Annotated in this window: 14 protein-coding genes; 2 read left to right on the forward strand and 12 right to left on the reverse strand. The window is 35.9% G+C overall.

Going from position 1 to position 12459, the window contains the following annotated elements; genetic code table 11:
* Nucleotides 1-131: 131 nt before the first annotated feature.
* A complete protein-coding gene (ald, locus tag ABC228_RS18385; protein WP_345826640.1) occupies nt 132-1247 on the reverse strand; it encodes an alanine dehydrogenase in 1116 nt (371 codons plus the stop codon).
* A gap of 145 nt (nt 1248-1392) precedes the next feature.
* Nucleotides 1393-1548, reverse strand: a complete 156-nt coding sequence (locus ABC228_RS18390) for a hypothetical protein (RefSeq protein ID WP_345826641.1) — start codon at nt 1546-1548, stop codon at nt 1393-1395.
* 116 nt (nt 1549-1664) lie between these two features.
* Between ABC228_RS18390 and ABC228_RS18395 the strand changes: the two genes are divergently transcribed.
* Entirely contained in the window at nt 1665-2099 is a 435-nt protein-coding gene (locus ABC228_RS18395) for a universal stress protein (protein WP_345826642.1), read from the forward strand.
* Between the two features lie 46 nt (nt 2100-2145).
* Here the strand turns inward: ABC228_RS18395 and ABC228_RS18400 are convergent, their stop codons facing one another.
* The 10 genes from ABC228_RS18400 to refZ all read right to left on the reverse strand — a co-directional run bounded on the left by ABC228_RS18400 (nt 2146) and on the right by refZ (nt 11821).
* On the reverse strand, nt 2146-3333 hold the full coding sequence (locus ABC228_RS18400; protein WP_345826643.1) for an acetate kinase: 1188 nt from the start codon (nt 3331-3333) through the stop codon (nt 2146-2148).
* 13 nt (nt 3334-3346) lie between these two features.
* The gene (locus ABC228_RS18405) at nt 3347-4342 is read right to left on the reverse strand and encodes a class I SAM-dependent methyltransferase (protein WP_345826644.1); all 996 of its coding nucleotides are present in this window, start codon (nt 4340-4342) and stop codon (nt 3347-3349) included.
* A gap of 139 nt (nt 4343-4481) precedes the next feature.
* A complete protein-coding gene (gene tpx, locus ABC228_RS18410; RefSeq protein WP_345826645.1) occupies nt 4482-4982 on the reverse strand; it encodes a thiol peroxidase in 501 nt (166 codons plus the stop codon).
* A 118-nt stretch (nt 4983-5100) separates the two neighbouring features.
* A complete protein-coding gene (ytfJ, locus tag ABC228_RS18415; RefSeq protein WP_345826646.1) occupies nt 5101-5685 on the reverse strand; it encodes a GerW family sporulation protein in 585 nt (194 codons plus the stop codon).
* A gap of 24 nt (nt 5686-5709) precedes the next feature.
* Nucleotides 5710-6321: a DUF2953 domain-containing protein gene (locus ABC228_RS18420; RefSeq protein WP_345826647.1), complete on the reverse strand. Its 612-nt coding sequence runs from the start codon at nt 6319-6321 to the stop codon at nt 5710-5712.
* Nucleotides 6322-6481: 160 nt separating this feature from the next.
* Nucleotides 6482-6685 (reverse strand): alpha/beta-type small acid-soluble spore protein, encoded by a 204-nt coding sequence (locus tag ABC228_RS18425; RefSeq protein ID WP_345826648.1) that lies wholly within the window; start codon nt 6683-6685, stop codon nt 6482-6484.
* Between the two features lie 99 nt (nt 6686-6784).
* Entirely contained in the window at nt 6785-7987 is a 1203-nt protein-coding gene (gene thiI / locus ABC228_RS18430) for a tRNA uracil 4-sulfurtransferase ThiI (RefSeq protein ID WP_345826649.1), read from the reverse strand.
* A gap of 5 nt (nt 7988-7992) precedes the next feature.
* Entirely contained in the window at nt 7993-9132 is a 1140-nt protein-coding gene (locus ABC228_RS18435; protein WP_345826650.1) for a cysteine desulfurase family protein, read from the reverse strand.
* Nucleotides 9133-9274: 142 nt separating this feature from the next.
* Entirely contained in the window at nt 9275-10966 is a 1692-nt protein-coding gene (gene ezrA, locus ABC228_RS18440) for a septation ring formation regulator EzrA (protein ID WP_345826651.1), read from the reverse strand.
* 246 nt (nt 10967-11212) lie between these two features.
* On the reverse strand, nt 11213-11821 hold the full coding sequence (gene refZ, locus ABC228_RS18445; protein ID WP_345826652.1) for a forespore capture DNA-binding protein RefZ: 609 nt from the start codon (nt 11819-11821) through the stop codon (nt 11213-11215).
* A gap of 133 nt (nt 11822-11954) precedes the next feature.
* Here refZ and ABC228_RS18450 point away from each other — a divergent pair, with 133 nt between their 5' ends.
* Nucleotides 11955-12434: a GAF domain-containing protein gene (locus ABC228_RS18450; protein ID WP_345826653.1), complete on the forward strand. Its 480-nt coding sequence runs from the start codon at nt 11955-11957 to the stop codon at nt 12432-12434.
* Nucleotides 12435-12459: the final 25 nt, after the last annotated feature.

Raw genomic sequence — 12459 nt, forward strand, 5'->3', positions numbered from 1 at the left:
GCCGCCCAAACATTTAATTTACCAATGGATATTGAAAATAAACCAACGAAAAATGGTTCCAATCATCATTTTTTGATGTTTGGAACCACTTTTCATTTATTTTTGGCTAGTTATGTCCCAGCCTCTTTTTATTAACCAAATAATACTTCTGAAGAACGGTATTCCAGCCCATGCGCTTGAGCTACAGCCTCATAAGTTACATAACCCTCCATTGTATTAAGACCCTTTAATAACGCCGGGTTATATAAGCAAGCTTCTTTATATCCTTTGTTCGCAATTTGTAGTGCGTATGGTACCGTTACATTTGTTAGTCCAATAGTTGATGTTCGCGGTACACCACCAGGCATATTCGCAACAGAGTAATGCAATACACCATGTTTGCTATAGGTTGGATTATCATGTGTTGTAATGCGATCAACTGTTTCAAAAATACCACCTTGATCAATGGCTACATCAACAATAACTGACCCCTCAGTCATTTGCATAACCATATCCTCTGATACAAGCTTTGGTGCTTTTGCACCAGGGATTAACACACCACCAATTACAAGGTCTGAATCAGCGATTGAGTCGGCAATATTCATCGGATTTGACATCATAGTATTGATGGATGCACCAAACGTATCATCTAAATAACGAAGTCTTTCCGGGTTTAAATCTAAGATGGTAACATTCGCACCAAGTCCTACTGCAATCTTGGCAGCGTTTGTACCGACTACTCCACCACCAATTATCGTTACCTTGGCACGTTTAACCCCTGGTATACCAGCCAGAAGGATACCTTTACCACCCTTGGATTTCTCTAAAAACTGTGCACCAATTTGTGCAGCCATTCGTCCCGCAACCTCACTCATTGGAGTAAGTAATGGAAGGGACCCGTTTTGTAGCTGAACCGTTTCATATGCTATTCCAATTACTTTCTTTTCAATTAAGGCACGGGTTAATGATGGTTCTGCTGCTAAGTGAAGATATGTAAACAAAATCATTCCCTCATAAAAATAATTATATTCTTCAGGAAGTGGCTCTTTCACTTTCATGACCATCTGTTGTGACCATGCTTCCTTTGCAGTTTCCACAATATGAGCACCTGCTTGAATATAGTGTTCATCTGTAAAGCCAGATCCAGTTCCGGCATCTGTTTCGATGAAAATATCATGCCCCGCATTTTTTAAGGTAAGTACCCCAGCTGGTGTAATCGCTACCCTATTTTCATTGTTTTTTATCTCTCTTGGAATTCCTATCTTCATTTGGAACACCTTCCCTTATCATAATGTAAGCACTTTCATTGTACCAAAAAATACTAAAAATAAATACTATATAATGAGAATACCGAAAAATAATAAAACAATCTACCCTTATTTTAAAGGGTAGATTGTTTGGAAGGATTACGCCTTAGGCCTTTCTATTATTAAATGTCCATATATCACGGTTATTATGCAGTTGATCTTCTACAACACCGCTTTGGTAGCTCTCAAATAATTGATTCTGTACTGCTGCTACACCTTGATGGTCTTCAAATAATGTGTGCTTGTTCTTCTTCTTGGCCATTAAGCTCACCTCCATTAATAGTTTGTACAGAAATACGAATTAAAAGCATGTTTACTTTTACCAAATGAAAGCGCTTTATTGTATAATAATTATAAATACAGAAAGGGGATAGTAACTTGAGATATGAATATAAGAATATTGTGGTTGCAATCGATGGTTCTGAGGCATCAGAAAATGCCTTTGCCAAAGCAATAGATATCGTAAAACGTAATAATGCCCATCTTATACTCGCGCACGTTGTTGATTCTCGCTCTTTCGCAACGGCAGAAGCTTATGATCGAACGCTTGCAGATCGTGCAGATGATTATGCAAAGGACTTAGTCGATAGTTATGTTGAAAACGCGAAGGAAATCGGCATTACCAATATCTCCCGTTGTATTGAATATGGATCACCAAAGATTAAAATAGCTAGGGATATTGCACAAATGTTTGAGGCTGACTTAATCATTTGTGGGGCAACTGGAATGAATGCGGTAGAACGCTTTTTGATTGGAAGTGTTTCAGAAAGCATAACAAGACACGCAGCTTGCGATGTATTAGTAGTGCGATGAACAAAAAAGGTCTTGATATGTACGATTCATATCAAAACCTTTTTCCTTATTGAGATAGTCTAATTGTATCTCGTGCTATCATTACTTCTTCATTTGTCGGAATAACAATTACCTTAACAGGTGAATGAGGGTAGCTAATAAATTGTTCCTTACCACGTGCAGCATGATTTAAAACAGGATCCCAGTAAATACCCATAAATTCTAAACCATTTAGTACTTTTGAGCGAATCGTATCACTATTCTCTCCAACACCAGCAGTGAAAATGACAGCATCAACACCTGACATCTTCGCTGCGTAAGAGCCAATGTATTTATGGATTCTTCCTGCGAAAACATTTAGAGCTAATTCGGCACGTTTATTATCACCGGCATGTTGCTCAATATCACGTAAATCACTAGAAAATCCTGATAATGCTAACATACCACTTTCTTTATTTAAGACATTTACGACCTCTTCTGCAGTTTTACCCGTTTTTTCCATAATATATGGAATTAAAGCTGGATCAATGTTACCGGAACGAGTTCCCATTGTTACACCTGCTAAAGGAGTAAATCCCATGGAAGTATCAAGTGCTTCTCCACCTTTAATTGCAGCTATACTTGCACCGTTCCCGAGGTGGCAGGATATTAATCGTAAATCCTCTAACGGTCTACCCATTAATTCAGATGCACGCTGCGAAACATATTTATGGGAAGTTCCATGAAAACCATATTTACGAATTCCATACTTTTCATAATATTCATATGGCAAGCTATATAAATAGGATTGAGGTGGCATTGTTTGATGAAATGCTGTATCAAATACGGCAACCATTGGTACATTTGGAATCACGTCTCTAAACGCACGGATACCTGTTAAATTAGCAGGATTATGCAAAGGAGCAAGCTCTGAAATCTCCTCAATCTCTTGAATTACTTCTTCTGAAATAAGCACGGAATCATTGAATTTTTCTCCACCATGTACGACACGATGACCGACTGCATTAATTTCATCTAGGGACTTAATCACACCTGATTCAGTCAGCTTTTCTAATAGAAGCTTAACCGCAACCTCATGATTAGGTATATCCGTTACTTGTTTATCCTTATTACCATCTACTTCAAATGTGAATACCGCTTCTGGTAAGCCTATTCTTTCTACGAGGCCTTTCGCCACAACGGTTTCTTTTGGCATTCGGATTAGCTGGAATTTAAGTGATGAGCTCCCAGCATTAATTGCTAATACATTACTCATAGTTGTTTCACTCCTAGTTGCTATCATAGCTTTTATAATTTTTGAACCAATTGTTCATTTTTCCTAATATGTCTTCCATTGCACGTGTGTTTTTTAGAGAAGGCAGCTGAACTAACAGTGGTTGTTTTGGTCCTTCCGTATTTTTCCCCTTCTTCTCTAAGATTAAAATACATTTTGCATTTTTCTCTGATTTAAATGCATTTTCAGGTAATTGAATAACCCCAATAATATGTGCATGTTTTTGAAGATACAGGTGCAACTTGTCTGAAGCCTCACTATCGAAAATAAAATTCGGAACAATAAACATTAAATAACCACCAGCATTTGTATAGTTCATACTCTGCTCAATAAATAAGTGGTGGGCATAGGAATGACCTTCCTCTGCTTTTAACTCATAATTACTTGCCCGAATATCATCTGGATAGTATCCAACTGGTAAATCAGAAACAATTAAATCAACTGGATCTAGCAAGAATGGACGTAAACTATCCTGATGGAAGAATTCAATTTCTGTCTTTTGGAGATTTGCACTTACTAATGCCAACTGAATTAACGTTTGATCTACCTCACTTGCAAATGCCTCAACTGAATGTTCTAAATGTGACATTACAGTTGTTAACAAATTGCCAGTACCACTTGCAGGATCGAATAAACGAATATCTTTACGACCTTCTGTTAGCTTTTGAGCAAGATAACCTACAATTAATGCAACAGCTTCTGGTGTAATTTCATGCTGCTGTTGTGTTGTATCCTTCATTCCTTTAAGGACTGCGAATTGAATTGCCTTACGAATTTCTTCAGGCTTATATTCTTCCGTTTCAATACGAGTTAAGGCAGTATGTAACTTATGCGTTAGAATATCATCCATCGATTCATCTGCACCTTGAAAGAATAACGTCTCAAGTGCAATAACTAGGCTATCTAAATATGGCTCATGTAAGTGATGCTCAATTATTTGAGCTGTCTCATCCAGCCATTCAAACAAAACTTCAACTCTTGTTTTTTCCATTTTTAATCCTCCGTTCCTATCAGACCCGTTATATTGTACCAAATAGTGTGTGCATCTGTACAAAATAATGAATTTTCAAGGAAGATTACAAGCAAAAGCCTCCCTTATTCTTAAACAAAGGGAGACTTTTTCCTTCTATCTATTTTACATTTGCAGCTGCTTCTAGTGCCTTCTCATAATCTGGATGATTCGATACTTCACTAACATATTCTACATATATAACCTTATCATTTGAATCGACTACAAATATAGATCTTGCTAGTAAACGTAATTCTTTAATTAGCACACCATACTTCTCTCCAAAGTCACCTTCAAGATGATCAGAAAGCAATTCTAACGTTTCCACTTTATTAACCTCTCGCCAGCGTTTTTGCGCAAAAGGTAAGTCCATACTTACCGTTAGGACTTGTACATTATCTAGCTTGTGTGCTTCCTCATTAAAACGATTGGTTTGAATGGAGCATACTCCAGTATCAATAGATGGAACAACACTGATTAATTTAATTTTCCCTTTATAATCTGCTAGTGTTTTTTCTTGAAGGTCATTCGTTAGAATCTTAAAGTCCGGAGCACTATCCCCAACCTTAACCTCATTTCCTATTAATGTAACTGGATCTTGATGGAATGTAACATTTGCCATAATCATTCCTCCTAATCGATTTTGTTCACCTGTCATTATGAGTAAAATAAATGCTGATGTCCAGTAAAAAGAAAAAGTGCACGTACATAATCAACGTGCAGAACTAGCATTTGAAGAGCTATATATCGTAAATTGAAGGGGATTCATCAGAGCTTGGATCTTTCTTATCCGACTTTTCCTTTTCTTCGGGTTTCTTGTCTTTATTTTCCTCTTTTTCTTTAGGAACTTCCTTTTCTTTCTTAGTATCTTTCTCTTGTCCCTTATCTTCTTTTCCTTTTGATTCTTTTTCTTCTTTCTTAAGGCCTTTTCCTATATTGCTCTCTTTCAATAGTTGCTGAATTTTTTCAACTGCTTTTGGAGCAAAATCAATCATTTTCTCGTAAATATGTGTATTTTCATCAAGGTGAACCATTTTAATACCCTTTGGACTAACAATTAGAAATGCTACAGGCGTAATTGACACTCCGCCTCCACTACCACCCCCAAATGGGAGAACAGCATCACTAGAGTCTCCTCCTTGTGAATTTCCAGATACAAATTCACTTCCTCCCGCTGCAAAACCAAAGCCTAGCTTTGAAACTGGGATGATAACACTACCATCTGGTGATTCAACTGGATCACCAATAATTGTATTCACTTCGATCATGTCCTTTAAATTTTCCATTGCAGTTGTCATTAGCCCTTGAATAGGATGTTCTTCCATCTTTATTCCTCCTTTAAAACAGTATTAAATGTATGCTTCATTGTTTATATTAGTGTAGCGTAGCACTTGCATAACTGTGTATATAGCTTTTCCTAAACGTATTGATACAATGCAATCAATTTGTGATTGCAAGCCTTTTTGCTGAAAATAAGGTATAACAGCAATTTGAGGTTCACATTTAAAATTGGTCATTTCATACATCATGCCAATCAATGTACCTTTGATCATCCATATTCCCCCCGAAGTTACCCCTGTGCTACTTGCCTCCCCTGTCCCAAATTGGGTTTTCCAGGTTAATTGATGAATAGATAAGTTATTCATCACTGTAATCATGGCATTTTTGGCTTCCATTAATCGCTGCTTTAGTGTTTTTAACAGCTGCTTAAAATCAGCAATCTCATCATGACCCCTTATCTCTTTAATCACGTCGAGAAAGTCTTTCTGTTCGTGCGTATCTTTTCTCTTCGCATTAAAGTCGATTTTTCGTTGAAAAATTTTTATTCGAATTAAATATACGGTAATCATGATTTGATGGGAATCCTTCTGATAGCTATACGACACCTTTATCTTGATTTTAAGTAAAAGTAAAATGATAAAGATAATGATGAGAAACAATACAACAAATATCCAAACCATACTCCCATCTCCATCGAAAATTAATATGGATAGTTTGCCACAAGTTTCCATTTATTATCCAAGTTAAGTGAAAGTTTGTTGTGTTGGTTTTTGCTATGTAATAGTAAAGGGCTATTCTCCTAGAGAATAGCCCTTAGCCATTTATACTATTTAATTTTTATTAACCTTGAATTCCACCAAATTGTTGTTCAGCCATTTGAACTAAACGCTTAGTGATTTCTCCACCAACAGAACCGTTAGCACGAGAAGTTGTGTCAGCACCAAGTTGAACACCAAATTCTTGAGCAATCTCATACTTCATTTGATCTAATGCTTGTTGAGCACCAGGTACTACTAGTTGATTTGAACTATTGTTGTTTGCCATGGTATTTCACCTCCTTGGTACGCTTATATTGTGTGGAAAGGAGGGATTTCATTCATAAATAATATTGGTAAGTGTTTCTAATTTAGCAAGACTTTTCTATTAGAACAATCCTTCGAAGGCATCTTCTACCTTCTTCTTATCCGTAACCTCAATTACTTCAATACCATCAATCGCTTCATTTAATAACGCTTCATAATCAAACTTTGATTCATAATAATTTACCCGATCACGCTTTGGCTTGGTTTTAGGTGATTTTGGTACAAATATCGTACAACAATCTTCATATGGTCGAATAGAAATATCAAAAGTGTCAATTTCTCTTGAAATATCAATAATCTCATCTTTATCCATTGTGATTAACGGTCTAATAATCGGATAATTCGTTACTTCATTAATTGTGTTCATACTTGTCATCGTCTGGCTGGCAACTTGTCCCAAATTCTCACCGGTTGTCATGGAAAGAATGCCTTCGTTTTGACAAACACGCTCACTTATTCGCAGCATCATCCGACGCATAACGGTCATCCCATATCCATCATGTGTTTCTTGAAAGATTCGTTGCTGGAGCTTTGTGAAAGGAACAATATGAATTCTTATCTTCGATCCATAGCTCGTTAGTTTTTCAGCTAAATCTAGAACCTTTTGCTTTGCACGTTCACTTGTAAATGGTGGGGAATGGAAATGAATTGCCTCTATCTCTACCCCACGTTTCATTGCCAAGTATCCTGCAACAGGACTATCAATCCCTCCTGATAATAAAAGCAAGGTCTTGTCAGATGTGCCTACAGGCAATCCACCTGCTCCACGTACAACACCGGAAGTAATATAAGTCGCTTCTTGTCGGATTTCTACTTTGACTTCTAAATCAGGCTTGTGGACATTTACTGTTATGTTTTCTGTGTTCGTTAATAGATGTCCACCGATTATATGATTTAACTCTTGTGAACGAACTGGAAAAGCTTTATTAATTCGCTTAACTGTTACTTTAAACGTTGAAACCTCTTCAGCGTTCATAAGCGCATATAATGCTGCATCCTTTATCTTTTCCAGGTCATTTTCAACCTTTATCGCTAAGCTAAAACTGTGTATACCAAAAATATTTTTACATTTCTTAATAACTTCATGAGGATCATGACCATTTAATAAAACAAACATTCTTCCTTGTGTTCGCTTTACTCGTACATCTGAGAATTCCATTAGCTTTTGACGGATATTATGTTGTAGCTTCTCAACAAACTTCTTACGATTCTTTCCTTTTAACGCTAATTCTCCATAGCGAATTAATATATGATCAAATTGCATATTATCTACTCCATTACGTCTTTTAGTTGTTTTAATGCTTCTTTTAGTTTACTCAAAAATTCATTTATTTCTTCTAAAGTATTATCATACGTTAGACTAACACGAAGCGCAGATTTTGACCTTGCTTCCTTGAAACCACATGCTTTTATGATCCTACTCTCATCTAAGTCCTTGGAAGAGCAAGCAGATTTAGTTGATATGAAAATCCCCTGCTTACCCAATGTATGAATCATAACTTCAGGCTTTAAACCAGGTATTGAGAAATTCATAATATGAGGTGCAGATTCTTTTGGTGTATTAATTTCAATACCATCAATCATGTCCAGTTCTGACCGTAAATATTGATGCAACTGAAACAGGTTTGTTCGTTCACTTGATTCACGAATCATAATTAGTCGTAGTGCTTTAACAAATGAAACTGCTCCTGCTAAATTTTCTGTACCAGAACGAATCTTTCGCTCTTGCTCACCACCGTGAAAAAGCGGAAATAATTTCACACCTCTTCTCAAGTAGAGAATTCCAGTACCCTTTAACCCATGTATTTTATGACCAGACATGGTGCAAAGATCAATGCCGCTATTATGAAGCATTATCGGCAGTTTTCCTAACCCCTGGACATAATCGACGTGGAAGAATAACTTTGGATGTTTTTTTGCAACCTTGCCTATTTCTTGAATCGGTTGAATCGAACCAAGCTCATTATTCACATGCATAATACTGATTAGGATAGTATCTTTACGGATAGCTCGCTCAACATCCTCTACTGATACTACACCATTATGATTCACAGGTAAATATGTGATATCAAAACCGAGTGATTCCAAGCTTTTACATGCTTCATAGACAGAAGGGTGCTCAATTTCAGAAGTGATTATATGTTTACCTCTTCCTTGATGTTCGAAAGCGATACCTTTAATAGCGAGATTATTTCCCTCAGTACCACCAGATGTAAATACAATTTCATCCTCATGTACTTGTAATAAATCCGCCGCCTGCTGCTTCGATTTTATTAGAAGTTTTTCCGTTTCACCACCTAGCTGATGAATAGAAGATGGATTTGCAAAAAAACTTTGCGAAACCTGTTGAAAGCTTTTTAACACTTCTGGATTTGGTTTTGTTGTTGCACTATTATCTAAATAGATCATGATGTTCTCCCCTTTGCTAGAAAATATGCCAAGTATTTCTATCTATTTGTATTAGTCCTATAATCACAAAACGGAGGGCTGACTTTAGGAAAGTTAATCTATTTCCTAAAGCAGCCCTTTATTAAACAGCTTTTAAAATTGCTTAATTTAGAATTAATTGATTCTCCTCAATTCGTTTTAATGCACCAGGTTCTACTTCTTCTAATGCTCTTGCAGCTTGTTCCAAAGCAAGTTCATAGTCGTAGCTTCTAAATAGTGATTCCGCTTCTGCCAGTTTAGCAGCAAGTAGCGGATACTTACTTCGATAGCGATTTGCATATTGAATAACTTGCTCAGTCAGGTTGGCTTGATCGAGCATGACATCTGTCTGCTCCATGACCAATTCAACACTTGCTTTTGCATCCGATAGTGCTCTTTGAACCTCCGCAATATCTAACGGACTTTTTTCGAGAGTTTTTAAAACATGATTACTTTTTTCTGTTGCCTCTTCCATCGTATTCCAGATAAATCCAGGAACACCAGGGATATTACTTTTTTTAATTTTACGATTTGCTTCATTTATTTGCTCTCGAATATCAAAAAGCTTTTCCTTCGCTTCTAATTCATCTTTTCTTAGATTATAGACGCTCATTTTGAAATCTTGGTGTTTTTCCTGAATACTCTGTAACTGATTAAATCCTGCTTCTAGCTGTGATCGTAATTCAGAGTGTGGAATCGTATCGTCATCTAGGCCTTCCACTATTTCTTCATATAATTTTTGTAATTGCGTAATGTTTTTATCTAACGTTAAATACTTCTCCATGTCTTGATCGTCGAAATAATAAGTTTGCTTTAATGTTTCAACTTCTTCCTTTGTATCTTCAAAGGATGCTGCGATTTCTTTCATCGAATTCTGATAACTAGCTACTTGTGTGTCCATATAATTCTTCGCAATCGCTTCTTTTTCAAGCAGTTGATACATCTCCTGAACCCTATCCTCAATTTCTACACGTAAAGTTTTAGCTTCAGAGGCATTTCCCTTCTCTAATGCATTCACACAATCTAATAGACGTTGTTGGTAGCCTTGTAATTCTTTCTCAAATCCAAGTTGATCAATTCTGAATCCTTCTTCTTTCATCTCTCTTATCCCAGCGTATAAGTCGTCAATTTGGGAAGGAATTTCTTGCTTGCAAGCTCGGTATATTTCTGGAAACTCTTCAATTTCCACTTCTAAAAGCTCTAAATCATCTTTAATTGTTTCGACTAGTTCTTTTGCTTCTATATAATTACCAGCGTCAACTAAATCATGATATTGACCAAGTTTCTCATTCAGTTCATCGATTTCTACCTCAAATCGAACTTCGGCTTTTCCATATTGAAATCTATTTTGTGCTATTTTTTTCCGTAATCCCTTAATAGTAGGCTGTATATATTCTACCTCTTTACGGCTAGATTCCTCTGAATCAACAAGCTCATCTAGTTCACTAAGAATTTTTTCGATATCTTTTTCGATGGACTGTAAGATTTGGTCTGTTTTACGAAGGGTCTTTTTGGCAGTTGAAAAACGAAAACGATCTGCGGCTTCTTCTGCATCGAATAGGTATTCTTCAATATCTGGTAATTCCTTTGATAGGATCATTTCCCAGCGTTCCTTCCAGGATTCAAATCTTTCTTGTGTCTCCCCAGATAAATTCAACTTTTTAATTCGTGATAGCTCAGCTGAAATATTTCGATTCATAATATCTAATTTCCAACTCTCTAGTCGATCCACAAAATCATATACTCTTTTCCTCATAATAAGGCTTATAATAATAAGTGCGATAATCACAAGTATAATTCCAATAATAATCTCCATAAAAAAAGCCCCCTAAAAATCCAAAGAAGATGTTCTCATCTATTTATCTCTCTATTTAAAGATTCATTAGCATAATTGTATAATCCTAATAATACCATGTATAGACGATTTTTGGCTAAAAAAATCAAATAAAAAGGAGATTTTTTGATATTTTTGTCATAAAATGATAGCTTTGCTTCTATTTTTACCTTTTCAACAATTAAAAAATGAAAAAAGGTTGCATGATACAACCTTTGGTATTCTTCCTTATTCAGAAATGTACGCTAACCACTTGTGAATCGTTTGTACATATTTATTGACAAATAGTGAATGTGAATAGTCACCAACAATTTGACTTCTCCATTCATTTTGTAATACATAAGGTGTCACTAGCATTCCTTTTAGCTGCATTAATAAGAACTGTCGATCCAGCTTATATTTATCTTCTTTTTTATCTTTGAACACAAGAGAAAATGCATTTCCAATGATATAGTTCTCTTTCGCTAGATACGTAACTGCCATCTCACGGACAAAAACAGAATCCATTGATAGCTCACGATGAATAAAACAGGATAATTGTAGATTTATATGTTTGTACTGTATAATATGGTGTATTAAATTTTTTAATCTTTCAATAGGCTCGTCATCCATTGATTGTTCCAGAGTTGTCTCAATGAGTTGTAAATATTCTTCATAATAATTGGCTATTGCATATTCCAAAAGACCTTGTTTTCCCTTAAAGTAATAACTTATAGAAGAGACATTTACAGAGGCCTTTTCAGCAATGTCACGGACAGATGTACCATGAAAACCTTTTTGATAAAAAAGGGTCGAAGCTGTCTCAACTATTTTTCTTTTTGTAGGGGTCTCTTTCATTGATATCAACTCCTCACCTATTTTAATAATGCAATTATTTCTTTTATATCATAATTACGACAAAGAGAGAAAATCTCCTGCATTATTTTACATGATAATTTTGTTAATTTGTAATAGAAAGGAAGAATCAAATATGTTTCAATCAACCATGTATTCTGGAAATAAAGTAAAAGATTATGAACTTGTTATCAAACAGTTATCGGCTTTACTTGACGGTGAAACAGATAAGGTAGCAAACCTTGCCAATGCGTCTTCTTTGCTCAACCAATTCCTTGATGATATTAATTGGGTTGGCTTTTATTTATGGAAAGAAGATCAGCTTGTTCTTGGACCATTTCAGGGTCTGCCAGCGTGCATTCGTATCCCTAATGGAAAAGGAGTATGTGGAACAGCAGTAAAAGAACGAAAAACACTACGAATTGAAGATGTTGATCAGTTCCCTGGCCACATTGCGTGTGATAGTGCAAGTAAATCTGAAATTGTTGTACCGATCATAAAAGATGATCAAATAATGGGTGTCTTAGATATTGACAGCCCTTCATTAAATCGATTTGATGAAACAGATCAGCTATATCTGGAGAAATTCGTAGAAGCATTAACAAAACATCTATAACATGAAGAAGGTGATTAAGAAAACC

The sequence above is a fragment of the Ornithinibacillus xuwenensis genome, assembly GCF_039614845.1.
Lineage (GTDB): Bacteria > Bacillota > Bacilli > Bacillales > Amphibacillaceae > Ornithinibacillus > Ornithinibacillus xuwenensis.